Source organism: Brevibacterium sp. BDJS002 (assembly GCF_028201555.1).
Classification (GTDB): domain Bacteria; phylum Actinomycetota; class Actinomycetes; order Actinomycetales; family Brevibacteriaceae; genus Brevibacterium; species Brevibacterium aurantiacum.
Window position 1 is genome coordinate 3,898,804 of sequence record NZ_CP116392.1, and the last position, 23,552, is coordinate 3,922,355.

General features: G+C 63.7%; 21 protein-coding genes and 1 pseudogene. 11 read left to right on the top strand and 11 right to left on the bottom strand.

Annotation, left to right across the window (positions count from 1 at the left end; all coding sequences use genetic code 11):
* The first annotated feature begins 43 nt into the window (after positions 1–43).
* The 3 genes from PGC08_RS18000 to PGC08_RS18010 all read left to right on the top strand — a co-directional run bounded on the left by PGC08_RS18000 (position 44) and on the right by PGC08_RS18010 (position 3,431).
* The gene (locus tag PGC08_RS18000; protein WP_271709058.1) at positions 44–1,609 is read left to right on the top strand and encodes an FMN-binding glutamate synthase family protein; all 1,566 of its coding nucleotides are present in this window, start codon (positions 44–46) and stop codon (positions 1,607–1,609) included.
* Positions 1,610–1,659: 50 nt separating this feature from the next.
* Positions 1,660–2,229 carry a dienelactone hydrolase family protein gene (locus PGC08_RS18005; protein WP_096157697.1) on the top strand — a complete coding sequence of 190 codons (570 nt, stop codon included), beginning with the start codon at positions 1,660–1,662 and terminating at the stop codon, positions 2,227–2,229.
* A gap of 263 nt (positions 2,230–2,492) precedes the next feature.
* Positions 2,493–3,431 (top strand): hypothetical protein, encoded by a 939-nt coding sequence (locus tag PGC08_RS18010; protein ID WP_125188511.1) that lies wholly within the window; start codon positions 2,493–2,495, stop codon positions 3,429–3,431.
* A gap of 114 nt (positions 3,432–3,545) precedes the next feature.
* On the opposite strand, the gene PGC08_RS18015 is transcribed toward PGC08_RS18010, so the two are convergent.
* Entirely contained in the window at positions 3,546–4,349 is an 804-nt protein-coding gene (locus PGC08_RS18015; RefSeq protein ID WP_096157698.1) for a 3-oxoacyl-ACP reductase, read from the bottom strand.
* Between the two features lie 167 nt (positions 4,350–4,516).
* On the opposite strand from PGC08_RS18015, the gene PGC08_RS18020 reads away from it, so the two are divergent.
* The 4 genes and pseudogenes from PGC08_RS18020 (at position 4,517) to PGC08_RS18035 (ending at position 10,531) form a co-directional block, all read left to right on the top strand.
* Entirely contained in the window at positions 4,517–5,605 is a 1,089-nt protein-coding gene (locus PGC08_RS18020; protein ID WP_096146062.1) for a hypothetical protein, read from the top strand.
* A gap of 127 nt (positions 5,606–5,732) precedes the next feature.
* A pseudogene (locus PGC08_RS18025) lies at positions 5,733–6,760 on the top strand (3-oxoacyl-ACP synthase III).
* Positions 6,761–6,767: 7 nt separating this feature from the next.
* On the top strand, positions 6,768–9,509 hold the full coding sequence (locus PGC08_RS18030; RefSeq protein ID WP_271709059.1) for an alpha/beta fold hydrolase: 2,742 nt from the start codon (positions 6,768–6,770) through the stop codon (positions 9,507–9,509).
* 35 nt (positions 9,510–9,544) lie between these two features.
* A complete protein-coding gene (locus PGC08_RS18035; RefSeq protein ID WP_009882316.1) occupies positions 9,545–10,531 on the top strand; it encodes an NAD-dependent epimerase/dehydratase family protein in 987 nt (328 codons plus the stop codon).
* A 54-nt stretch (positions 10,532–10,585) separates the two neighbouring features.
* Here PGC08_RS18035 and PGC08_RS18040 read toward each other — a convergent pair whose 3' ends face one another.
* Positions 10,586–11,398 carry a hypothetical protein gene (locus PGC08_RS18040; RefSeq protein ID WP_271709060.1) on the bottom strand — a complete coding sequence of 271 codons (813 nt, stop codon included), beginning with the start codon at positions 11,396–11,398 and terminating at the stop codon, positions 10,586–10,588.
* A gap of 176 nt (positions 11,399–11,574) precedes the next feature.
* A complete protein-coding gene (locus PGC08_RS18045; protein WP_096146066.1) occupies positions 11,575–12,297 on the bottom strand; it encodes an SDR family oxidoreductase in 723 nt (240 codons plus the stop codon).
* Positions 12,298–12,483: 186 nt separating this feature from the next.
* Between PGC08_RS18045 and PGC08_RS18050 the strand changes: the two genes are divergently transcribed.
* Positions 12,484–14,415, top strand: coding sequence for an acetate--CoA ligase (locus PGC08_RS18050; protein WP_271709061.1), 1,932 nt, complete (start codon positions 12,484–12,486; stop codon positions 14,413–14,415).
* A 35-nt stretch (positions 14,416–14,450) separates the two neighbouring features.
* Here PGC08_RS18050 and PGC08_RS18055 read toward each other — a convergent pair whose 3' ends face one another.
* From PGC08_RS18055 to PGC08_RS18070, 4 genes are all read right to left on the bottom strand, one after another.
* Entirely contained in the window at positions 14,451–14,972 is a 522-nt protein-coding gene (locus PGC08_RS18055; protein ID WP_009882312.1) for an SRPBCC family protein, read from the bottom strand.
* A 134-nt stretch (positions 14,973–15,106) separates the two neighbouring features.
* On the bottom strand, positions 15,107–16,576 hold the full coding sequence (locus PGC08_RS18060) for an LssY C-terminal domain-containing protein (protein ID WP_009882310.1): 1,470 nt from the start codon (positions 16,574–16,576) through the stop codon (positions 15,107–15,109).
* A gap of 9 nt (positions 16,577–16,585) precedes the next feature.
* Entirely contained in the window at positions 16,586–17,641 is a 1,056-nt protein-coding gene (locus PGC08_RS18065; protein WP_009882309.1) for a MerR family transcriptional regulator, read from the bottom strand.
* A 162-nt stretch (positions 17,642–17,803) separates the two neighbouring features.
* Complete coding sequence (locus PGC08_RS18070) at positions 17,804–18,496, bottom strand: HEAT repeat domain-containing protein (protein WP_271709062.1); 693 nt, start codon at positions 18,494–18,496, stop codon at positions 17,804–17,806.
* Positions 18,497–18,631: 135 nt separating this feature from the next.
* Here PGC08_RS18070 and PGC08_RS18075 point away from each other — a divergent pair, with 135 nt between their 5' ends.
* On the top strand, positions 18,632–19,273 hold the full coding sequence (locus tag PGC08_RS18075; RefSeq protein WP_271709063.1) for a GyrI-like domain-containing protein: 642 nt from the start codon (positions 18,632–18,634) through the stop codon (positions 19,271–19,273).
* Positions 19,274–19,298: 25 nt separating this feature from the next.
* Here PGC08_RS18075 and PGC08_RS18080 read toward each other — a convergent pair whose 3' ends face one another.
* A complete protein-coding gene (locus tag PGC08_RS18080; RefSeq protein WP_009882305.1) occupies positions 19,299–19,526 on the bottom strand; it encodes a hypothetical protein in 228 nt (75 codons plus the stop codon).
* Between the two features lie 173 nt (positions 19,527–19,699).
* Here PGC08_RS18080 and PGC08_RS18085 point away from each other — a divergent pair, with 173 nt between their 5' ends.
* Together PGC08_RS18085 and PGC08_RS18090 are read left to right on the top strand one after the other, a co-directional pair.
* Positions 19,700–20,287, top strand: coding sequence for a peptidoglycan-binding protein (locus PGC08_RS18085; RefSeq protein ID WP_271709064.1), 588 nt, complete (start codon positions 19,700–19,702; stop codon positions 20,285–20,287).
* Positions 20,288–20,326: 39 nt separating this feature from the next.
* Positions 20,327–20,686, top strand: coding sequence for an ArsR/SmtB family transcription factor (locus tag PGC08_RS18090; RefSeq protein WP_009882302.1), 360 nt, complete (start codon positions 20,327–20,329; stop codon positions 20,684–20,686).
* A gap of 71 nt (positions 20,687–20,757) precedes the next feature.
* Here the strand turns inward: PGC08_RS18090 and PGC08_RS18095 are convergent, their stop codons facing one another.
* From PGC08_RS18095 to PGC08_RS18105, 3 genes are read right to left on the bottom strand one after another with little or no spacing between them, the layout of a single operon-like run.
* Positions 20,758–21,732 carry a DMT family transporter gene (locus PGC08_RS18095; RefSeq protein ID WP_271709065.1) on the bottom strand — a complete coding sequence of 325 codons (975 nt, stop codon included), beginning with the start codon at positions 21,730–21,732 and terminating at the stop codon, positions 20,758–20,760.
* Positions 21,729–22,940 carry a pyridoxal phosphate-dependent aminotransferase gene (locus tag PGC08_RS18100; RefSeq protein ID WP_271709066.1) on the bottom strand — a complete coding sequence of 404 codons (1,212 nt, stop codon included), beginning with the start codon at positions 22,938–22,940 and terminating at the stop codon, positions 21,729–21,731. The genes PGC08_RS18095 and PGC08_RS18100 overlap by 4 nt, the downstream gene beginning before the upstream one ends.
* The gene (locus PGC08_RS18105) at positions 22,937–23,524 is read right to left on the bottom strand and encodes a peroxidase-related enzyme (protein WP_271709067.1); all 588 of its coding nucleotides are present in this window, start codon (positions 23,522–23,524) and stop codon (positions 22,937–22,939) included. The genes PGC08_RS18100 and PGC08_RS18105 overlap by 4 nt, the downstream gene beginning before the upstream one ends.
* Between the last annotated feature and the right edge of the window lie 28 nt (positions 23,525–23,552).

Here is a 23,552-nt window from a genome sequence, read left to right on the forward strand (position 1 = left end):
ATCAAGCACAGACCGAAGAAGTTCAAGGAAAGGTCGGTACCCCATGGTCAGCCAGCTCGGAGGAGACTCAACAGGAAAGCGCGTGGCTCAGGCCGCTGCCGCCGTCTCAGCGCTCGGCCTCGGCGCCCTCGCCGCCTGGGATGTGACCCAGAAGAAGCATTCGATCCTGCGCAACTATCCGGTCGCCGGTCACGCACGGTATCTGCTCGAGTCGATTCGCCCAGAGATCCAGCAGTACTTCATCGAGCGGAACTGGGATGGCCGTCCGTACAATCGCAACACTCGCGCAATAATCTACGAACGCGCCAAAGGCAAGCACTCCGAAAGCGCCTTCGGGACTGAACGCGATGTCAATCGCACGGGCTACGAGGCCCTCATGCACTCCACGGTTCCGATCACGAGCTCCCCCACTCCCCCGCGGATCCGTGTCGGCGGTGCGGAATGCACACAGCCCTATGACATCTCGCTCCTCAACGTCTCGGCCATGAGCTTCGGATCGCTGAGTGACAATGCGGTGCGCTCGCTCAACAAAGGCGCCGCCCTGGGTGGGTTCGCCCAGGACACCGGCGAAGGCTCGATCACGCCCTACCACCAGGAGTTCGGCGGCGACCTGATCTGGGAGATCGGCACCGGCTACTTCGGCTGCCGAACCTCCGAGGGCGAATTCGATCCGGATGTCTTCGCGCAGAAGGCACAGGACCCACAGGTCAAGATGGTCTCGCTCAAACTGTCCCAGGGTGCCAAACCCGGCCTCGGCGGCGTCCTGCCCGGCCCGAAGGTCACCGAGGAGATCTCAGAGATCCGTGGCATTCCCGTCGGCAAAACCTGTGTCAGCCCACCGAACCACACTGTATTCTCGACACCGATCGAACTCCTGCAGTTCGTCGAACAGATGCGCAAGCTCTCCGGCGGCAAGCCTGCCGGTTTCAAGCTCTGTGTGGGCTCGCGCACCGAATTCCTCGGCATCTGCAAGGCCATGGTCGAGACCGGCATCACTCCCGACTTCATCATCGTCGACGGCTCAGAAGGCGGCACGGGAGCTGCGCCGCTCGAATTCGAAAACCACGTCGGCCTGCCTCTGACCCAGGGCCTGATGATCGTGCACAACGCGCTCAAGGGTGCGGGGCTGCGTGATCGCATCAAGATCGGTGCGGCAGGGAAGATCGCGGCCGGCTCCGACATCGTCAAGCGACTCATCCAGGGTGCCGACTTCACAATGGCGGCTCGCGCCATGATGATGGCCGTCGGCTGCATTCAGGCTCAGGTCTGCCACACCGGCAAATGCCCCGTCGGCGTGGCCACGCAGGATCCTCGCCGTGCACGCGCCATCGATGTTCCCGACAAGTCGACTCGCGTGAAGAACTACCACGACGGCACCGTCGCCGAGGCCGTGCGCCTGATGGCGTCGATGGGCGTGGCCCATCCGGATGAGCTGGAACCGACGATGCTGCGCCGCAATGTCTCGGAGTCTGAGTCGTGGTCCTATGCCCGGCTCTACGACTGGCTCGAATCCGGCGAACTGCTCAACGGTGCTCCCGCTGACTGGGCCGCCGACTGGGAGACGGCCCGAGCAGACTCCTTCGCCATCCCACACGGCCACAGCCGCTGAGTCGATCATCGAGACAGCCCGCAAAATCGTCCGCGAGTTAGGAGACCGACATGGCGACCATCGTCCTGTTCCATTCCGCGCTGGGCAAGACCCCCGGCATCGAAGCGATCGCAGATCGCTACAGAGGCGCCGGGCACATCGTGCTCGCCCCCGATGTCTACGAGGGCAGCACATTCACCACCGCCGAGGCGGGGGTCGGCCACTCGCAGGAAGTCGGGTTCTCGCAGCTCGTCGACCGGGCGGCCTCGGCCTGTGCTGATCTGACCGGCGAGGTCGTCTTCGCCGGGCTCTCGCTCGGGGCCGGCATTGCCCAGCAGATGGGCAAAAACGATGCACGGGCCCGCGGCGCTCTCCTCTTCCACGGCGGCGGCTTCCCCAAGCCGACGCGGTGGCAGGAGAATGTGCCCGTCCAGATCCACTTCTCCGTCGACGACACCTGGCGCGACGCCGCCGCTCAGCAGACTCTGATGGAGTCCGCCGCTCGAGCAGGGGCGCAGGCGGAGTGCTTCCTCTACCCGGGCGACAGCCATCTGTTCAGCGACCCGCTGGTCTCCGACTACCGCGAGGACAATGCGCGGCTGCTCCTTGAACGCAGCCTGTCGTTCCTCGACAAGGTCTGAGGCCCTCGGCTCGCTCCCACCCAACAAACGTCGAGAGCCGTCCGATCAATCGTCGAGAGCCGACCGCACCGGCCAAAGCCGACTCCCTGAAGTCGCCCGCCGCCGCTACGGTCGGCCTTCGGCGAATTCGCATTCTCCGGACTAGCAGAATCTGCGATTGCATCCGCTTCAATACTTAGCATTTCATTGCGTTTAGTATCGTTTGATGCCATTATCGTTAGATGGTTCAGGTTTACATGAAACAGGACCTTCTCAGATTCGGCTTGACCGATGATGACGTCCGCCGAGCGCAGCAGTGTTGCCTGCAAAAGATTCGGCGTGGGCACTATGCTGTGGTCCGCCCTTGCAGTTCACCGCATCATGCCGTTCTGCACTCGCCTGGCGCTGCCGAGCCGATCTCTTATCCCCAGACTTTCGGCGATATCCGAGACCAGAGCGAGAACCTCAAACCCTTGATTCGTTCGCGACTGCACGAGCTCCGCTCCGGAGACGTTTTCTCTCACATCTCGGCTGCTCTGATTCACGGCATTCGCCCGCCGTTCCCTGCAACCGACAGGGCCGAGATCATCCGTACCGGTTATCACGAGAACTTCCCAACATTGCGCATCTATAACCGCATCGTTCCACCGGCAGACCAGACCACCATCGGCGATTTTGCGGTCACAGATCTCTCGCGCACGCTCTCCGACATCGCTCATGACTACCCATTGGAGATATCCGTACCGATGATCTCCGAGGCTCTTCGAGCCGGCAACATCAGCAAGTCCGACCTTTTCGAGCAGATGAAGATTCGTCGAAGAGGGTGCAGAGTTGCGAAGCAAGGCATCGAGCTGTCCGACCCGCTGCATGAGTCTCAGGGCGAGTCACTCTGTGCGGTGAAATTCCACAGATTCTCCATCGGAGAGATGATTCCGCAGGTGACAGTGCACGATCGCGCTGGGAAGTTTCTCGGCAGATGCGACTTCAAGCACGCAAGACTTCCGTTGATCGTGGAGTTCCATGGTCTGGGCAAGTACTACCTCAATGAGTCCGGACCAGATCGAGCCAGCAAGGACAACCATGCTCGGCACATGCGGCTCGCCAATGCCGGGTTCACAGTCTTCAATTTGGTCTGGGCCGATCTCTTTCGCAGCGAAATGTTCACTGCCATCAAGAAGCACATCGCCGAGAGCCGACCGCACCAGCCAAAGCCGACTCCCTGAAGTCGCCCGCCGCCGCTACGGTCGGCTCTCGACGAAAGTTCACGAAAGTTCACGAAAGTTCGCGAAGGTTCACGAGCCGGTGCGGAGTCGCTCCTGACTTCGGCTGCCGGCGGGTCAGCCCATCACCAGGCCGTTGTCGACGACGAGGTTCTGGCCCGTCACCGCGCGTGAGGCCGGCGATGCGAAGAACACCACCGCCGAGGCGAATTCCTCCGGAGTCGTCACGTGACCCAGCGGAGTCTGTGCCGCGATCTGGTCGAAGACCTCCTCCGGCGTTGCCGAGGAGGCGTCGGTGGTGCGCAGCAGACCACCGGAGACCATGTTCACTCTGACTCCTGAGGGGCCGAGATCTTTTGCAAAGGTCCTGGTCAGGGACAGTAGAGCCGCTTTGGCCGCCGTGTAGTCGTGGTACGGCACGACCGGGTTCTGGACGAGGTTGGATCCGATATTGATGACCCGTCCCGATCCGATCTCACGGAATCCGCTCATCGCGGCCTGGACGGTGTTGAGCGCGGCACCGACGGCGCCGCGGAACTGGTCGGTGAAATCGGAGAAGTCGATCTCGTCTGCCGGCTGTCGTTCCTCCCCGTTGAAGGAGAAGTCGACGAGGGCGTTGTTGACCACCGTCGACACGGGCGCGCCGAACTCCGCATGTGCGGCGGCGAACATGGCGTCCACGGCACGTGAGTCGGTGACATCGGCCTCGATCGCCACCGCACGTCCGCCGCGGGCCCGGACCGCCTCGGCGAGTTCCTCCGCTGCTTCGGCCGAATAGCGGTAGTTGATGACGAGCGCGGCCTCCTCGTGCGCGAAGGCCTTCGCGATGGACGAACCCACACCGCGACCGGCTCCCGTCACGAGGACGATCTGCTGGTCAAGCGGCATGGCCGATGTTGTAAATGCCTGGGCGTTGCTCATCGCGATTCTCCTTCGAATGCCGGGCGGTCCTCACTGCTCGGAAGGCCGTTGCAGGTCGTGATCTCACCCTACATTCGCGGTGCGTCCCGTGGGCGAACGTGATTACCGCCCCGATCCTCCTTAGACTGAGTACTCGACCATCGTTGTCCATCCCCAGGAAGTCCTTCATGAGCGAGCTCGGCGCCAGCATCTCAATCGGAGTCCTCGCAGCACTCGTCGTCCTCATCATCTACATCATCGCGGCTCGGATCGGGCGATGGCAGCCGGCTCCGCAGCGTGGGCCCCAAGGCGGGCAGACGCAGCCAGGCTACGGTCCCGGCGGCACCGGTCAGCCGGGCCACGCACCGGGTTCACGGCCACGGGGCGGCTCATACGATCAGTCGACCCGAGCCTATGACCAGCCGACTCGTGCCTATGATCAGTCGACTCGGGCCTATAACCAGCAGCCCGAGCGCGTCTACGGAATGACCGAGGACGAGACCCGCGTCATGCCCGCGGCCGGCACCGATTCCGACGAGCGCGCCACGAAGGCGCAGCTGCGGGACAACATCGGCCAGTCGGGGCAGATGGTCGAGACGAACCGTCGTGCGGCCACGTCGTCCAACGGTGACACGCTGGCGGTGTTCACATATATCTTCGGCGCCGCTCTCATCGCCGTCATCGCGTTCGTGTTCTTCAACAACCTGCTCCTGCCCGCGACCGTCGGTGCCCTGGCCGGAGCGATCATCTGCGTGGCTCTGGCCTCGACCTACACGCTGAAGTCCCTGGCCTTCTGGCCGGACAATTCGACGATCACCATCATCAACCTCCTCGTCGCCTTGGCCGCCGCCGTCGCCATGTTCATCGGCGCGGAGCAGACCGAACGCGACGGGTTCACCCTGGGCCGGATCACCGATTCCTTTGACGCGCTGCCCTTCAGCGAGGGATTCACCGGTTTCGCCACCGCCATCGCCGACCGTGTCGTCGAGTTCTTCCGCGAGTTCGGCTTCATGGGCTTCATCTTCGCGCTGCTCATGGGCGTGGGCTGCATCATCGTCTTCACCCTCGCAGCGAAGTCGCTCATCGATGTCATGGATTGGCGCATCTTCGCGCAGTTCGGACGCTTCGTCACCGACCGTCCCATGTCCCATTCGCGTGCCGTTCGGTTCCAGTCCTCGAAGGTCTCGCACACGGTGACGTCGATCGTTTTGGCCGGAATCGCGGTCCTCTGTGCGACGGGAATGGCCTATGACGGATTCACCTGGTTCACTCGCTGAGAAACAATTCAGCCTGAGGGATATAAGATAGTCTCCGGACTTCCCCCGTCGTGGCGCGCTTCATAGGGTGCGTCGCATCGGCCCAGCAGACTACGACGAACGACCCGCAAAGGGATGAGAACCTCAATTGGCGAACGGCAACGCAACATTCCGGCACTCGAACGTGGCGCTTCTCGGCCTGACCGAGATCCTCGCCCCGAACGAAGTGACCTCTCAAGAATTCGACGAGCGCCTCGCCGATACCCTGTCCACCCTCAATCTGCCCACGGGCCTTCTGCAGCGCGTCGCCGGTGTCGACGCACGCCGCAACTGGGACGTGCCGAGCCAGTTCGCCGATGGAGCGATCGCGGCCGGTAAGAAGGCTCTCGCCGAGTCGGGGGTCTCTCCCGAGTCGATAGGACTGATGGTCAACACCTCAGCACGCGTGAGCACCTCGAACCCTCTGTGGCCGTCGGCGTCCACGCGGGCATCGGTCTGGGCTCGCAGGCGATGAATTTCGACATCGCCAACGCCTGCCTGGGCTTCGTCAACGGCATGACCCTGGCTGCGAACATGATCGACGCCGGACAGATCGAGTACGCGCTCGTCGTCGCCGGTGAGGATGCCTCCCGCGTCCAGGAGGCCACACTGCGCCGACTGGCCCGCCCAGACATCAGCCGTGAGGAGTACCTCAACGAGTTCGCCTCTCTGACACTGGGCTCCGGAGCCTCCGCCGCCGTCCTCGGACCGGCAGACAAGCACCCGGAAGGCCACCGCATCCTCGGCGGCATCACCCGTGCCGCGACCCAGCACCACGAGCTGTGCGTAGGCGATCACAACGGAATGTTCACCGACACCAAGGGCCTGCTGGCCGGCGGTATGGAACTCGTCGTCGCCGCGTGGGAGGAAGCCCACGAGGACGGTTGGGACTGGCGCGAGATGGATCGCTACGTCATGCACCAGGTCTCCGACGTGCACGTGAACTCAATCACGAAGGCCGCGAATCTCGATCCCGACCGGATTCCGGTCACCTATCCCGAACTGGGCAATGTGGGACCGGCATCCCTGCCGATCACGCTCAGCCGCGAGGCCTCGAGCCTCAAGCCCGGCGACCGCATCCTGTGCATGGGAGTCGGGTCGGGACTCAACACCGCAATGACCGAAATCGAGTGGTAGAGGTTCAATGAGATTTCCTGCACGGCCGGCTCAGACTCCCCCGAAGCTGCCCGAGTGGGACCCTGCCTGGTCCCGAATCGTCGAGGCCAGGACTCCCGACGGGCCGCATTCCTTCCACGTCCTCGACACCCTTGACGTGCTGCGCGGCGAAGGGCTGGAACCAAGCGGCACGATCCTTGCCCTGCACGGCAATCCGACCTGGTCATACCTGTGGCGACACCTCGCGCAGGCGACGGTGGACATCGCCCGGTCCGGTGGTCGCGTGTGGCGTCTCATCGCCCCCGACCAGCTCGATATGGGGTTCTCAGAGCGGCTGAGCCATGAGTCGCTGCCGACTCCCCACGGTGCCGAGGTCCGTCGCATGTCCCAGCGCATCACCGATTTCGATGCCGTCGTCACACCCCTCCTCGCCGAGGTTGCCGGCAGTGCCGCACCCAACGCCGGGACTGCACCCAACGACGGAGCTACGTCCGTCGATCATCCGATCGTGACGATCGGTCACGACTGGGGTGGCGTCCTGTCCCTGGGCTGGGCCTCACGCAACACCGATCTCGTCTCCGCCTCCATCAGCCTGAACACGGCCGTCCACCAGCCCGAGGACGCCCCCATACCGGCACCCCTGCGGGCCACACTGGCCGGGCCCATGCTCCCGACTGCCACCGTGGTCACCGACGGATTCCTGCGGGTGACGATGAGCCTCGGCGATCTCGATCCAGAGATCAAGGACGCCTTCCGCTCCCCCTATGACAACGCCTCTCTGCGTCACGGGATCGGTGGCTTCGTCGCCGACATCCCCGTCGATGAGAACCACCCGTCCTATTCCGAGCTCCAGCGCGTGGGTGCCGACATCGCCGCCAACGAGCACCCTGCGCTCCTCGTGTGGGGACCGAAGGACCCGGTGTTCCTCGAACGCTACCTGCGTGATCTGCGTCAGCGCCTGCCCCAGGCCGATGTGCACCGCTTCGAACTGGGCTCGCACCTGGTCAGCGAGGACTACGATGTCGCCGGAGTCGTCACCGACTGGCTCGAGACGCAGTTCCCTGCCTCGACGGACACGAACGCCGACAACGTGCAGTCACCGGACGCAGAACCCCCGGCACGCGGGGTCACCGCGATCCTCGACGCACGCCACGATGACGAGTCCATCGCCTCGGTGGACTTCGCCCAGAACCCTGCGCAGCAGATCTCCTGGCGCCATCTCTGGCACGTGACGACGAGCATCGCGGGCGGTCTGCTCGAACTCGGTGTGCGCCCCGGTGATCGGGTCTCCATGCTCGTGCCACCCGGCAACAACCTCACCGCGGCCCTCTACGCCTGCCTGAAGATCGGTGCGGTCGCCGTCGTCGCCGACGCCGGGCTCGGACCGAAGGGCATGACCCGGGCAACCACCTCGGCGGATCCGCAGTGGATCATCGGGGAACTGCCGGGACTGGGCCTCGCCCGCGCCTTCAACTGGCCCGGACGCCGCATCTCCGTATCCCCGCTGGGAGCGGTGCAGGCCAAACTCCTCAAGGTCGAAACCAGCCTGACTGCGCTTTCGCGCACCACACACCACGCACAGCTGCCAACCCCGGCAGCCACCGACGATGCGGCGATCCTCTTCACCTCCGGATCGACGGGACCGGCCAAGGGCGTGCGCTACACCCACGGCGACATCTCAGCCCTGGCAGCAGTGCTGACCCGCGTCTTCGATGTCCGCGAAGGCACCGGCCTGGTCGCCGGCTTCCCACCCTTCGCGCTGTTGGGACCGGCCATCGGGGCCACCTCGGTGACTCCGGACATGTCCGTGACCAAGCCGAAGACTCTGACGGCCAGCGCCATCTCCGATGCGATCATCGCCGGTCATTCCACGATGGTCTTCGCCTCCCCTGCCGCGTACAAGAACGTCGCAGCCACCGCCTCTGACCTCGATGAGGAGCAGAAGGCCGCCTGCGCGCGGGTCGAACTCGTGCTCTCGGCAGGTGCCCCCGTGCCGCTGGAGCTGATGGATTCCATCGCCGAGGTGTTCCCGAACGCGAGCATCCACTCGCCGTATGGGATGACCGAGGGTCTCCTGCTGACCGACATCGACCGTGCCGGTGTGGCCGCCGCGGACGCCACGGCCAACCTCGGCGTGTGCGTGGGCCGCCCCATCGACGGCGTCGAACTGGCCCTGGCTCCGATCGACGACTCAGGTGCATCCGCGGATGTGCTGGAACAAGGCGTTGACGCACAGGGACACCTGGGCGAATTCGTCGTCAGCGCCGCTCACATCAAATCCGGCTACGACAACCTCTGGGCCACCACCGCGGCCTCGGCACGCGATGACCTCGACGGTCGGACCTGGCATCGGACGAACGACATCGGCCACATCGACGCCGAGGGACGCGTCTGGCTCGAAGGTCGCCTGCAGCATGTGGTCACCACACCGCGAGGACCTGTCGGTCCCGGTGGCCTCGAGGCACTCATCGATTCCGATGAGCAGGTCAGCCGCTCCTCGATCGTGGGCATCGGCCCGGCTGGAACGCAGTCGCTGGTGGCCGTCCTCGATGCTGAAGGGACCGAGCTGTCTCCCGGTCTGGCACCGCTGGACCTGACCGCGCGCCTGCGGGAACTCGTTGCCGACACTGTCGGACACGACCTCACAGCGGTCCTCATCGCTCCCACATTCCCGACCGATATCCGCCACAATTCGAAGATCGATCGATCTCGTTTGGCGACCTGGGCCGACCACGTCTTATCCGGCGGTTCGGTGCGCACCAAGGTCTGAATTCCGTCCGTTTCCCGTCCGTCTGAGGAGTCTTCATGAAGATCACCGTCACCGGCGCCTCCGGGCTCCTGGGGTCATCCGTCGCTCGTGCGCTGGTGGCAGACGGCCACGAGGTCACCACCTTGCAGCGTCGCCCCTCCTCGGTGGCCGGTGCCCGCGATGTCATCGGCTCGGTCACTGATCCGAGCCGCACTGCCGAAGCCCTCACCGGCGCCGAGGCGGTCGTGCACCTGGCAGCGAAGGTATCCATGATGGGCGACCCCAGCGAGTTCGAGGCCGTGAACATCGGCGGCACGCGGACCCTCGTCGATGCTGCTCAGGCAGCTGGTGTGAAGCGGTTGGTCCACATCTCCTCACCGTCGGTGGCCCATACCGGTGATTCGATCATCGGCGCAGGAGCAGGTCCGGCCTCCCCCGAGCTGGCACGCGGCGAGTACGCGCGAACGAAGGCCGCTGGGGAGCTCATTGCACTGGATGCCGATTCGCAGGACTTCAAGGTCCTCGTCCTCCGCCCCCACCTCATGTGGGGTCCTGGCGACACACAGTTGACGGAACGCGTCATCGACCGTGCACGGGCGGGCCGGATGCCGATTCTCGGATCGGGTGCCCCGCTAGTCGACGCCCTGTTCGTCGACAACGCAGTCGAGGCGATCGTTGCCGCCGTAGACGCTGTGGCGGCCACGCACGGCGAATCGTTGGTCGTGACGAACGGTCAGCCGCGTCCCATCGGTGAACTCATGTCGCGGATCGCGATCGCCGGCGGCGCCGAGGTGCCGAAGCTGCGCATTCCCGTGGGGCCCGCGTTGGCCGCCGGCTCGGTCGTGGAGAAGGCCTGGGAACTGGGAGAACACGACGATGAGCCTCCGCTGACGAGGTTCTTGGCCGAGCAGCTCTCCACCGCGCACTGGTTCGACCAGCGCCGCACCCAGAAGGTTCTCGGGTGGACGCCGCGCGTCAGCATCGAAGAGGGTCTGAGGATCCTCGCCGCACACTACTCGGGGGCAGCCTCAGACACGGAGTGATGCCGGGGCGAGGCCTGTTCCTCAGTCAGCGCCTTCGGCAGTCAGCTGCCGTGATCAGCCTTTAGGTGTTGGTCCGCCGGGAATCGTCTCTTCTCCGGCCCCGTCGTCATCCGAGGACTCCTCGGCGTCTGCCGATTCGTCGTCACCGGATACTCCGTCTGCCTCGGCGGTCTCGGATTCAGCGGCTTCCAGCGAGTCCACGGAGACTCCGGGTTCTCCGGTCGGAGGGCTTTCCAGGGACGATCCCATCGCCTCTTCGTTGAATTCGTCCGGTGACAAGGTCTCCGGTTCTTCGTAGTTCCGCTCGGCATCGGTGCCTGGGGCCACGCCCGGTTCCGCCTCAATCGAGGATTCGTCGGCTTCCGGTGACGTGTCGTCCTCTGCCGCCGATCGCATCGGCGGGGCCGTCTCAGGCACAGAGTCTTCAGTGGTCTTCGATTCCGGCACAGCGGTCGCCCCGGGCACAGCGGTCTTTCCGGGCGAAGTGGTCTTCGACTCAGTCGCGGTGGTCTTCTCCGGCGCAGGTTCGGCTTCGGAAGGCTTCGCTTCGGAGGTCTTCGCTTCACTCTGCGACTCGGGCTCGCCGTTGTCATCAAGACTCACCCCCGCCTCGGCGGCCAAACGGGCGCGACGTTCCGCACGCGCATTCGCGCGCTCTTCCTCGCTCATCGCCGGTTTCGCGGGGGCGGCGTCCTTATTGCTGGGTTTGACGACTTCCCAGATCAGGAGAACGACGACCATCGTGATTCCGACGGTCGCACCCATCAGCAGCGAACCCCATGGGCGTGGCATCGAGAAGAGGTCGGCGAAGGCGTTGATGCCGAACAGGGCGCCGATGCCGATGATCAGAGCAACAAGATATCTCATGTCCCCATTGTGCCTTGTCTGCGATGACAATCAGGAGTTCTCGGCACAATACCTGTTGTGAAACAGCTGAGTTCATGCACGCTCTGCGCAGGCTGGGCCGACGTACGGCCTGCCCGAACAGCTGCTGGCCGGTGGCCACCGGTCGCGCGCCGAGCGCCGACGCGCGACCGGGAAGCTCAGGCTTGGTCGCGCGGCATGATGTGGATGTGGTCGATGTTGACGTGGCTCGGCAGAGAAGCGGCCCAGCGGATCGACTCTGCGACATCGTCGGCGGACAGGTTGAGCTTGCCGGCGTACACCTTGGCGGCCTTGTCCGCGTCACCGTCGAAGCGGTTGAGGGAGAAGTCGGTCTCCACCCGTCCCGGATCGATCTGGGTCACTCGGATGGGGTCGCCGACGTGCTCGAGTCGCAGTACCCGGGTCAGTGCGCCCTCGCCGAACTTCGCGACGTTGTAGCCTGCACCACCGGCGTAGGGGGTGAAGGCGGCCATGGAGACGGTGTTGATGATGTGGCCCTCCGAGGCGATGAGCTTGTCGAGCAGAGCCTTGGTGACTCGGACGGTGCCGAGGACGTTGACGTCGAACATCCACTGCCAGTCTTCGAGGTCGGCCTCTGCCACAGGGTCCAGTCCGCGGGCACCGCCAGCATTGTTGACCAGAAGATCGACCCGATCGACCTGGGCTGCGAGATTGGCGACGGATTCGTCCGAGCTGACATCAAGCTCGACGGCGGTGCCGCCGATGTCAGCAGCGACCTTCTCGATCTTGTCTTTGCGGCGGGCGGCGACGATGACCTGCCAACCGTCCTGTGCGAGTGCGGCTGCTGTGGCCGCGCCGATTCCCGAAGAGGCTCCGGTGACGATTGCTACCTTCTGCGTGCTGTCCTGTGTTTGAGTCATGGCGTCAGTGTGGCACAGGGAACATTTGCAACAAGACCGTCTCACCATGTGCTCTCAAGTGGCACTCTCGCAGTCAGAGAACTCCGTCGCTCTAGCGTCGAAACGGCTCGCGCGCAACCATCACAGACCCAAAAATCGACGCAATCTGCCGGTACGGGCCGCTGTGCCATGGGTCACAATGGAATCATGAACACGATCGCACAGGACCAATCCCCCAGCTACGACGATGTCATCGCCCGCATCGATGCCGATCCTGAAGAGTTCTGGCTCGACCAGGCCAAGACGCACATCGACTGGATCACCGAGCCGACTCGCGCCGTCGATGACGCCAACGCCCCCATCTACCGTTGGTTCCCCGACGGTGAGCTCAACGTGTGCTTCAACGCCGTCGACCGCCATGTGGCGGCCGGACGCGGAGATCAGGCGGCAATCATCTATGACTCACCTGTCACCGACACGATTCGCACGATCACCTACTCGGACCTTCTCGACGAGGTTTCCCGCTTCGCCAGGGCCCTGTCCGATAAGGGTGTGGTCAAGGGCGATCGGGTCATCATCTATATGCCGATGGTTCCCGAGGCTGCGATCGCCATGCTCGCCTGTGCCCGCCTCGGCGCGATCCACTCGGTGGTCTTCGGCGGGTTCGCCCCCAACGAGTTGGCTGTTCGCATCGATGACACCTCTCCGAAGGCCGTCATCTCCACCTCGTGCGGGGTCGAGAAGAGCCGCATCCTCGAGTACAAGCCGATGGTCGACGAGGCGATCGACATCGCCGAGAACAAACCTGAGTTCACCGTCATCGTCCAACGCGACGAGCATCGCTGCGAGATGAGCGAGAATGATCTCGACTACGCCGAGCTGCTCGAGAACACCCCCGAGGGCATTGATCCTGTCCCCGTCAAGGCCACCGATGAGCTCTACGTTCTCTACACCTCCGGCACGACGGGAAAGCCGAAGGGCATCGTGCGCGATTCCGGCGGTTACGCGGTGGCTTCGGCATTCTCGATGCCCAACATCTTCGGCCTCAATCCCGGTGACACGATGTTCACAGCCTCCGACGTCGGCTGGGTCGTCGGGCACACCTATATCGTCTACGCGCCGCTGTTGGCCGGAGTCACTTCGGTCTTGTTCGAGGGCAAACCGATCGGCACCCCCGATGCGGGCACCTTCTTCCGCATCATCGAAGACCACAAGGTCAACGTTCACTTCACGGCACCGACGGCCATGCGTGTGGTCCGCAAAGAAGATCCGAACGGCGAACTCATCAAGAAGTACGATCTCTCCAGCCTGCGGGCATCGTTCCTCGCCGGTGAGCGTCTTGATCCCGACACCTATGAGTGGACGACGAACATCCTCGCCGAGGCGACCGGTCGGGACATTCCCGTCGTCGACAACTGGTGGCAGACAGAGACCGGGTGGCCGATCGCAGCCAATCCACTCGGCCTCACGCAGTTCCCCCTCAAAGCCGGGTCCCCGACCAAGCCGGTGCCGGGCTTCCAGGTCGGCGTCCTCGATCCAGCCGGCAAGCCCATGCCGGCAGGCGAGGAGGGTCTCATCGTCATGAAGCTGCCCCTGCCGCCGGGAACGATGGCCACCGTCTGGGGCGATGACTCCAGGTTCGTGTCCTCATATCTCTCGGCCTTCGACGGCTATTACCTCACCGGCGACTCGGGATACCTTGACGAAGACGGATATGTCTTCGTCATGGGTCGCACCGACGATGTCATCAACGTCGCCGGTCACCGCCTGTCCACGGGTGTCATCGAAGCCGTCATCGCCTCCCACCCCGCAGTCGCAGAGACCGCAGTGATCGGTGTTCACGATGACACGAAGGGGCAGAGTCCGCGTGCGCTGGTCGTTCTCAGTGATTCCGCCGAGGCGACCGATCCTAAGGCGGTCATCGCCGAGCTCGTGGCACTGGTGCGCAAGGAGATCGGCCCCGTCGCCGCATTCAAGCAGGTCGATATCGTCACTGCACTGCCGAAGACCCGGTCGGGGAAGATTCTGCGCAAGACGATGCGCGAGATCGCTGACGGAGTCGACTCCCCGGCCGTGCCCTCGACGATCGAGGATCGGACAGTGCTCGATGACCTGGAGCTTGTGCTTCAACGCGGCTGAGCCGTGGCCTCGCCGAGGTGCTGCTGGCTTGCGTCTCAGCCTTCGGCGAGCGCCTTGAGTCCTTCAAGTGAGGCCAGCAGGTTCTGCGAGGTCGTCGACTGTGCCCGGGGCAGTCGCCGAGGGTCTCTCAACTCGGTCCAGTCATATGTCTGGCGAACCAGGCTTGAGCGTTCTCCTGTCGCTTCGATCTCCCACGTCCACTTCTGCCCGAAGGGCTCCCCGCCGACTTCGGAGGGCTTCCAGGCGATGAGCCTGCCCTCTTCGAACTCGACGATGTGGTTCTCACGGTCCACGCCCTTGGTCAGGGTGGTGATGAAGGAACCTCCGACGCTGGTCGGCCTCTGCCCTGAAGCGGCTGTGCCCAGGTTGTCGTTGCCATCCCACTCGGGTTGGCGGACAGGGTCCGCGATGAGCTCGAAGATCTCAGCAGCCGGGGCGGCGATCTCCACTTCGACGCTGACCACTTTGAGGCCCGGATCGATCGTGTCGAAGACAGAGGCGTCAGAAGCCTCAGCCCCGTCGGAGGGAGCAGATGAGCGGGATGTCGATTCGGTCATGGGATTGCGCCTCTTCGCTTGGATCCGGTTCCGGTGGCAGGTACGCAGCCTCGGAATGCAGTCGCAATCAGGATACACAGGGCAGGGAGTCCACGACTCCTCTGTGCGCAGACACTCAGCAAGTGCGCGCGCACTCAGTCCTCGAGTGCCCGATCCTGGCGTTCGGCACGAAGTGCTGCGGTGCTGAAACGGGTGAACAACCGCGACGAGTCACTCGACAAGGACAACAGCACAGCGACCTGCATGGCGATCGTCGTCAACGCGTACATGTTGGTCGCGAGGTCGCGATCTCCGGTGAAGTAGTTCGTCATCGACACGATCACCGACACTGTGGACAGAGTCAGAATCCACAGCCTCGCCCGGTTGCTGCCCCGGAACACGGAGATGCTCGCGATCACCTGCAGGCATCCGATGAGGAGGCTGAGTCCGATGAGAACGCCCGCCACGATCCGTGTCGCCACCTCGTTTCCGAGGGTTTCGATGTCCTTGCTGTAGTCGACGACTTCAGTGCGCAGTCCGTTCCAGTCCAGCACGGTGCCCAGGACGTCCCATGCTTGGAAGAGGAGCAGAATCAGAACGAGTGCGGCACCGACGACAGTCTGCAGCGGCCGCCTGTGCCACAGAGTCCTGGTGACCTCCCTGACTGATTTGGCATCGGCGTAGATCGAGGTCGCATCGAGGGCGAGGTCGAGACGATCCGGGGAGTCGGATTCGTCAGCGGTGACCTCGGTGACCTCGATGATCGGCAGGTCTCCGTCGGTGATGATCGCGTCTCCGCCGCCGTTGCGCGAGTGGTAGCCGGTCGAGAAGTCCTCGATGTGCTGAACGACGATCGCCTCATCGGCCGAAGACACCGTGTCGACGATGTAGTCACGTTCGACATCGGTGTTCTCTTCGATCTTGTGGGTGAACTGCAATGTGAAGAGCGAGATTCCGACGCTCTTGTCGTATGTGCCCGCCGCCAACCAGTCCGCCTGGTGCCCACCGGGCAGCATCCAGCCGGTGGGGCATTTCCAGAATCGGACGTGATGTCGCTGCCCGGGATCGCCGTCGACCTCCTGCTGATAAGCGAAGTCCTGCCGTCTGCCGAACAGCAGCAGAGGCGATACGGGCGCCTTGGGATAGCTTCGCCTCGTCAGCGTGGATGTGATGATCTCCCAGGTCGAGGCCGGGGTGATGCTGTCGGCAAGGATCCACCCGGCGGCCTTCATCGCGTGGTGGATCTGTGCCTCATCGCCGCGCCATGCGAGGTTGACCGGGTCGCCGAGCAGTCCGTCCGACGTCCGGGCTCGACCGATGAAGTAGTTGGGGACGTAGATCTGGGACAGGATGCGGTGCAGCCGTGGCAGTGCCAGGTAAGACACCACCACCCAGAACACGAGCAGAGTCAGCACCTGCCACCAGCCCAGTGAGAATCCCTTGAACAGGATCAGCACCGCCAACCAGGTCGACGAGGCTCCGGCGAAGAGGAAGAAGAGGTAGTCAAGCACCCCGGTGACCGTGAAATGGTGACGCCGGAACGCGAACGGCTGCCGTTGCCGTCTCTTCGGGGAGGCGGCCGATCGGTCTGGCCCAGGATCGGGCGTCGTTGTTCCGGAGGTCATGGGACAAGTTTAATGATCGCGGCGTCGGTTCAGGGCTGCGGTTGCCGTGGCTGCGACTTCGAAGCTCTCGTCGGTGCGCAGCTCTGCAATGAAGTCATCGGCCTCGGCACCGGTAGTTTCGATGAGGACCTGCAGCACTCGAAAACGCACCGTCGCCTCAGGTGACTTGGCATGGCGACGCAGGTCCGCCATGATCCGGGACGCGACCTCTGCCCGTGCCCCTTCCTCCGGGGCCTCATTGACGAATGCGGCGAGAGCTTCGGCGGCTTCGATGTCCTTGGGCCCATCCATCGCGATCTCGAGCAGATCTGAGACTGCAACGGGATCCCCCATCTGACCGAGAATGAGCGCCGCACTGCTGCGCACCTGAAGATCTGGGTCGCCGAGGCCGGAGTGCAGGGACGCGGTGATCATCTTCTCAGCGACGGGCCCGAGCTCGTCTCTCGCTGTATTGCGACGGATCTCGTCGAGGGCCTGCAGCGCATTGCGTCGGACGTCGACGGACAGGTCGTCCATGCCCTTCGCCAAATAGCGGACCGCTTCGGATCCCGACTGTGCCAAGGCCCAGCGCATGGCCCCGGCGGCGTTGAGCACGGGTTCATTGAGTACGGCTGTCGACAGGGATTCGACGGGCACCGTTCCGTCGACGCCGCTGCCCAAAGCCGCCTTGTGCCGTTGGATGACGTCACCAGATTCCAGGGAGCGCATGAGATCGATGGTCAGCAGCAGCGCCTCACCATCGGCATGGTGGAGGCGGTCGATGCGTTCGAGGTGGGAGAGCAGCTCCTGTTCGGCTGCGATGCGCTGCTTGGTCGTCTCGACCAGCTCGTGAAGCAGCCGGCTGGGATCGAACGCCGGATCGCTGAGCAGGGTTCCGATCTCTGACAGCGACATTCCGAGTTTGCGCAGCCCCTCAATATGGAAGATGCGACCGATATCGGCCGCGGAGTACTCCCGGTACCCGCTCGAGGTGCGCTCGCTGGGATCGATGAGGCCCAAGGATTCATAGTGTCGCAGCATCCGAGCGCTCACACCGGAGCGTCTGGCAACTTCGCCGATCCGCATTGGCACCCCTCTCCCGTCTCCACTATAGACAGGTCACACTGCTGCAGCTCGGCCGACAGAGCACTGAGCTTCGGAGGAAGGAGTCCGAGGTGTCGCACGCAGCGCCGCGCGAGCTTGCCCCGCTCGGCAACGCTGCCTCGGTCGACCCTTCCCAAAATCGACCTATGCTGACGCCTCGGACCCCAGTGCGACCACGCGCTTGGCTTCACTCAAGGCGTGAGCAAAACCGGCATCCGGATCGGTGAACATGTCCCGGGTAGCCATGGCGTGTGTCCGCACTGTTTCTTCCTCTGCCTGCAGTCTTCCATCGAGCACTGACACGAGATCCTCTCCGAGGGAGACGATGGCTCGACTGAGGCTCTTCTGCGTCTCCACATCACCTCGCCCAAGCTGCGTGACCAGGGACGATGCCAATTTCTCCCGCTCATCACCGGGGACGAGTGCCACTGCGGCCCTCCACGCACTGCGGGCCACCTCGGTGTCGGCATGGGCGATCAGGCCGTCTCCGATGGTTCCCGGATCTATGGCCTCCCAGCCGCGGGGATCACCGATCTTCGACAGCGTGTGAAGGGCCTGGCTCTGGGCCTGCGGCACCTCGGAGCTCAGCTCGGCGATGAGCAGCGGGACGGTCGCCTCGGCGGGCATCCGTGTGATCGCCCAGGTGAGCATGTCACGGACGAAGAAGTCCGGTTCGGTTCTGCACCGCTGGATGAGGGCGCCGAGGTGGCGGTCCTCGGCCGTGGTTCCGACTGACAGTGCTGCCTGCAGCCGCTGCTGTGGGTTCGGCGACGACAGTGCCGCGATGACGGGCTCCTGATCCGAACGGCTCTGCGTGATGCTGTGTGGATTGGTCATTGGTTCCACCTCCTTGAGACCAGTGAAGACCTTGACACCGTGTCAAGGTCAAGGTCGGGACCAAGAGACACCCCATTGAGCATCAGGCTCGCCTCGTAGAATCGGACAATCACTTCTGCCGGATCGGAATGCGCCTTGAACAAGATCGATTTCAAGAAGACGCTGCGCGGCTATCGCGCCAAGCACGGCGTCTTCGACACCCTTACCATGCCACCACTGCAGTACCTCATGGTCGACGGGCACGGCGATCCGAATTCGTCACCCGATTTCACCTCGGCCATTGAGACGCTCTATCCGCTGGCCTACGCCCTGAAGTTCTTCAGCAAGAACGAGCTGGGTCGTGACTACGTCGTCCCGCCGTTCGAGGGGTTGTGGTGGGCAGAGGACATGTCCACGTTCACGAGCGCCCGCGATAAGTCTCAGTGGGACTTCACGCTCATGCTGCTCGTGCCTGACTGGCTGGACCAGTCCCATCTCGACCACGCTTCCACACTGTCTGCACAACGCAAGACCCTCCCCCGCCTCGGCGACCTCCGCATGACGACGCTGCACGAGGGGACAAGCATTCAGACCCTGCACATCGGGCCATTCGACACCGAAGGACCCGTACTCGAGCTCATGCACACAGACGTCATCCCGGCCGCGGGGTTCGAGATGACCGGCAGACACCACGAGATCTACCTCAGCGACCTGCGAAGAACGGCTCCGGAAAAGTTGCGGACGGTTCTGCGTCAGCCTGTGCAGACAACAGCCGCCGGCAGAAGCACCGCGAACTGAGTCATCTCAGTCGCTCAACCGCCGTTCAGCCGCCGCTCGACCACTGCCCGGGGGAAGCTGGGGCACTGCTCGATGCACCATTCCCGCTCGAGCCACTGCCCGAGTCCTCAATCGAATTGTCGATGTCAGCGCTCATAAGGACCACTGCGGCGACGACTGCGATGACCACGACCCCCATGACGAACAGCGCGATCACACCCACCAGGCACCCGAAGAGTGGAGGTCTCGGGTTGCGTCGTCTCACGAAGATCATGCTTTGATCCTAGACGGCGGGCCAGTCGATTCGTCCTGAGGAGATGACGCAGACTTGGAACATGACGCGTCACCACCGACGCACACAAAAAATTCACTTCCGTGACCGTTCTGTGACAAAAGGCACGGCGTGGACACATGCACCCCTCAGTTTGTTGCATTATCGTTATATTCATGGCTGGAACGACTCGACACCGCAAGGGCTCTCGGTCCGTACTTCGTGGTGCCCTGATCGGTTTCGGGGCAGCGGTGATGGCCTTGGTCCTCGCCGCCGTCATCATCGTCAATTCGCCTATCTCCTTCGGTTCGACGACGATCAGGCAGATGCAGATGGCTTCAGTGAATCAACTGTCCGAGCAGCAGATCGACAATGCCCGACTGATCATCGGCATCGGTCGCGGCGGCGACTTCGATGACCGCGCGATCAGAATCGCTCTCATGACCGCGCTCCAGGAATCCTCGCTGCGGAACCTCGACTCGGGTGACCGCGATTCGGTCGGCCTGTTCCAGCAGCGCCCCTCGCAGGGGTGGGGTGAACCCGAGCGCCTCAACGACCCCATCTATGCCACGAAGTCCTTCTACGGAATCAACCCGGACGTCCAGAATCCGGGACTCGTGCAGATCGAGAATTGGCACACGATGGCCCCCACCGAGGCGGCACAGGCCGTCCAACGATCTGCCTTGCCCGACGCCTATGAGCAGTGGGAGTCACTGGCCGACGACCTCATCGGCACCCAGGACAACGTCGAAGCCCTCAGCTGAACAGTGAGATCACCGCAGAATTTCCGGTAATCTCTATCCATGGCTTCCACTTCAGATTCCACCCCGGTCAATGCCGCAGTCAATCAGCTCCTGCGCGACCCCGAGGGCAATCTCGAAGCCATCTCTGAGACCGCCGACCTGTTCAAGGCACTGGCCACGCCGTCGAGGCTGAAGATGCTGCTGGTCCTCGCTCACGGCGAGGCGACCGTGACGCATATCGTCGAGTCCACCGAGCTTTCGCAGCCACTGGTCTCCCAACATCTGAAATTCCTGCGTGGCCTCCACCTCGTCGGGGTCAACCGAATCGGCCGCGAAGCCTATTACTCACTCAAGGACGACCACGTCGCTCACATCATCCTCGACGCTCTGGCCCACACCGTCGAAGGTCACGAGCACTGAGCGCATAAGTCGCCAGGACCCGACCAGCATCAGCGTCGTCTGCACCAGGGTCAACCTCGTCTGCGCCAACGTCAGCGTCGTCTGCGCAGCGCCTCCGGGCCGCCACCGACAATCCAGACGATGATGACGACCAGCACCGCGCCGATCCACTGCGCCGGCTGCAGCCGCTCTCCGGCGATGACTGAGCCCAGAACCACGGCCGACAGCGGTTGGAGCAGCATCAGGGCTGCGGTCCGCGACACCGACACCAACGGGCTGGAGATGCTCAGCAGCACCCATGACAGAGCCTGGCCGAAGACCGCCAGCGCCACCATCCACGCCCAACCGTCCCAACCCAGGTCGAAGTCGAGCCCGCCGAGTAAGAGACCGGCGATCGCCGTCATGACTCCTGCAGCGATCGTGCCCACTGCCACCGGCGCGACCACGAAGTTCGGTGCTGCCTTGCGACAGTGGTGGATGCCGAAGATGTAGACGCCGTAGAGAATTCCAGACAGCACTCCGAAGATCGCGCCGCGCTCTGGGTTCGCTGCTCCCTCATCGGCGCCGAAGACGCCTCCGGTGAGCAGCATGCCGATGATCATGAGGGGAATGCACGTGATGAACAGCCACCCGGGCCGCGTTCCTCCGAAAACCCAGACCAGGGCCGGGAACACGATGACCTGGACGCTGATGAGGACTGTGGAGACACCGACCCCCGCATCGAGGACGCTCTGGGCCCACAGCACATAGTCAATGCCCAGTGCCGCACCTGAAACAGCACCGACCACAAGCGCCCTCGACGGCAGGAGTCCATGGCGTCGGAGCTCGAGGACGGCCAGCGGCGCCAAGACGATGACAGCGATCCAACAGCGCAGGAATGCCGCGGTCGGAGCACTCGCCTCGGCGAGGATGACGAACAGACCGGCCGACCCCAAGAGCAGTGCGGACACGATGATGCCCAGCGTCGGCAGACCGGAGGACGGCGGGACCGAACCGGCGGATGAACCCGACACGGGTGGCTTCGCGGGCGGTCCCTCGCCGTGGGCTGCGGCCGAATTCGGAGTCATCTCATGAAGTCGAGGATCCGGTCGAGCGCCTCGGCGGTCTTGTCCGCACCGACAGCCAGCGACAGCCGCACCGAACGAGGCCCGTTGAGGGAGTCGAAGTCATCACCCGGCGCCAAGGCAACTCCGGTGGTCTCAAGCAGAGACTGACACCAATCGGTCGCGGTGTCGATGCCAGCGTCCGACCGCTGCAGGATCTCATCGATGCGGGCATACATGTAGAACGCCCCATCAGGCGGGGCCATATCGGAGAACCCCAGGTCAGCGGTGGCGTCGAGAACGTGCTTGCGAGCTCGGGCGAAGGATTCGACCGCGGTCTCGCATTCGGCATAGGACTCCTCGGTGAACGCCGCCACGGCCGCATACTGAGCCGGAACCGGGGCACACAGCGAGAGGTTCCCGGTCACGTTCTGTGCCGCCGACGCCAATGACTCGGGCAGGATCGCCCAGCCGAGCCGCCATCCGGTCATCGCCCAGTACTTCGAGAACGAGGAGATGACGATGGCATTGTCATCATGGGCCAACGCGGTCTCACCACGCGTGCCGATGTAGCTGATGCCGTGGTAGATCTCGTCGGAGATCACCTGCACACCGTGTTCGGCGCACCAGGAGATGAGTTCGCCGAGGTGCTCGCCTGAGATCATCGTCCCCGTCGGATTCGCCGGCGATGCGAGCATGAGTCCCTTGAGCGGGGCCTTCGCATGTGCCTGCTCGAGGAGTTCGACAGTCGGTTGGAAGCCATGGTCTCCACCGCAGTCGAGTTCGACGATCTCGCAGTTCAATGCGGCGAGGATGTTCTTATATGCGCCGTAACCCGGGCGGGCGAGTGCGACGCGGTCACCTGCGTCGAAGCAGGTCAGGAAGGCGGTCTGGAAGGCACCGGAGGAACCCGTGGTGATGGCGATGCGTTCCGTGGGCACCTCAACGCCGTACCAGTCGCGGTAATGCCCGGCGATGGCTGTTCGCAGTTCGGGGATGCCGAAGATCGGGGAGTAGCCGAGGTTCGTGCCGTCGGTGACCACCTCGGCGGCTCTCCTGCGCACCGGCCCGGGTGCACCCTGGGTCGGTTCGCCCAGGCACATGGCGATGGTGTCCTGGCCCTGGCGCGACATCTCCTGGACCTTGGCCACGATATTCATGGCGGCGAAAGGCCGGACGAGTCCGGCCCGGTCAGAGACGCGGGGTGCGCTCGTCTGAGTGCTCGTGGTCATTGGTCACTTCCTCTCACGTGGACGCGTCCCATGAGGTAGAACTCGGGGTTGGGCATCATTCCGCCCACGTGTGCCATGCGGTTGGACAGGCCGAAGAAGCCGGTGATGGCGCCGATGTCCCAGGCGTCCTCGTCGTCGAATCCGTGTTCGGCCAGGGCTGCGAAGTCAGCGTCGGACAGCGCCCAGGGCTCCGTGCAGACTGTCATCGCGAAATCGAGCATCGTCTTCTGTCGGTCGGTGATGTCGGCCTGGCGGTAGTTGACGGCCACCTGGTCGGCGACCAGGGGCTTCTTCTCCATGATCCGCAGCACGGCTCCGTGGGCGACGACGCAGTAGAGGCAGTTGTTGACCGCCGAGGTGGCCGTGACGATCATCTCCCGGTCTCCTTTGGTCAGGTTCCCGGTCTCCTTCTCCATGAGAGCGTCGTAGTAGGCGAAGAAAGCGCGGAACTCCGCGGGGCGGCGGGCCAGGGACAGGAAGACGTTGGGCACGAAGCCCGACTTCTCTGACACGGTCAAAATGGTTTCGCGGATATCGTCTTCGACATCGTCGATGTCAGCGTAGGGGTATCGCATACTGCTCATGCTAACCGCCGAGGAGGTTCCTGTGTGC

Excerpts from the sequence above, each read along its gene's own strand:
- PGC08_RS18080 (WP_009882305.1), bottom strand. The coding sequence starts at position 19,526 with ATGATCTTCGTGAGACGACGCAACCCGAGACCTCCACTCTTCGGGTGC.
- PGC08_RS18055 (WP_009882312.1), bottom strand. The coding sequence starts at position 14,972 with ATGACCGAATCGACATCCCGCTCATCTGCTCCCTCCGACGGGGCTGAG.
- PGC08_RS18090 (WP_009882302.1), top strand. The coding sequence starts at position 20,327 with ATGGCTTCCACTTCAGATTCCACCCCGGTCAATGCCGCAGTCAATCAG.
- PGC08_RS18085 (WP_271709064.1), top strand. The coding sequence starts at position 19,700 with ATGGCTGGAACGACTCGACACCGCAAGGGCTCTCGGTCCGTACTTCGT.
- PGC08_RS18060 (WP_009882310.1), bottom strand. The coding sequence starts at position 16,576 with ATGACCTCCGGAACAACGACGCCCGATCCTGGGCCAGACCGATCGGCC.
- PGC08_RS18095 (WP_271709065.1), bottom strand. The coding sequence starts at position 21,732 with ATGACTCCGAATTCGGCCGCAGCCCACGGCGAGGGACCGCCCGCGAAG.
- PGC08_RS18040 (WP_271709060.1), bottom strand. The coding sequence starts at position 11,398 with ATGAGATATCTTGTTGCTCTGATCATCGGCATCGGCGCCCTGTTCGGC.
- PGC08_RS18065 (WP_009882309.1), bottom strand. The coding sequence starts at position 17,641 with ATGCGGATCGGCGAAGTTGCCAGACGCTCCGGTGTGAGCGCTCGGATG.
- PGC08_RS18100 (WP_271709066.1), bottom strand. The coding sequence starts at position 22,940 with ATGACCACGAGCACTCAGACGAGCGCACCCCGCGTCTCTGACCGGGCC.
- PGC08_RS18005 (WP_096157697.1), top strand. The coding sequence starts at position 1,660 with ATGGCGACCATCGTCCTGTTCCATTCCGCGCTGGGCAAGACCCCCGGC.
- PGC08_RS18070 (WP_271709062.1), bottom strand. The coding sequence starts at position 18,496 with ATGACCAATCCACACAGCATCACGCAGAGCCGTTCGGATCAGGAGCCC.
- PGC08_RS18020 (WP_096146062.1), top strand. The coding sequence starts at position 4,517 with ATGAGCGAGCTCGGCGCCAGCATCTCAATCGGAGTCCTCGCAGCACTC.
- PGC08_RS18105 (WP_271709067.1), bottom strand. The coding sequence starts at position 23,524 with ATGAGCAGTATGCGATACCCCTACGCTGACATCGACGATGTCGAAGAC.
- PGC08_RS18050 (WP_271709061.1), top strand. The coding sequence starts at position 12,484 with ATGAACACGATCGCACAGGACCAATCCCCCAGCTACGACGATGTCATC.
- PGC08_RS18045 (WP_096146066.1), bottom strand. The coding sequence starts at position 12,297 with ATGACTCAAACACAGGACAGCACGCAGAAGGTAGCAATCGTCACCGGA.
- PGC08_RS18035 (WP_009882316.1), top strand. The coding sequence starts at position 9,545 with ATGAAGATCACCGTCACCGGCGCCTCCGGGCTCCTGGGGTCATCCGTC.
- PGC08_RS18015 (WP_096157698.1), bottom strand. The coding sequence starts at position 4,349 with ATGAGCAACGCCCAGGCATTTACAACATCGGCCATGCCGCTTGACCAG.
- PGC08_RS18030 (WP_271709059.1), top strand. The coding sequence starts at position 6,768 with ATGAGATTTCCTGCACGGCCGGCTCAGACTCCCCCGAAGCTGCCCGAG.
- PGC08_RS18000 (WP_271709058.1), top strand. The coding sequence starts at position 44 with ATGGTCAGCCAGCTCGGAGGAGACTCAACAGGAAAGCGCGTGGCTCAG.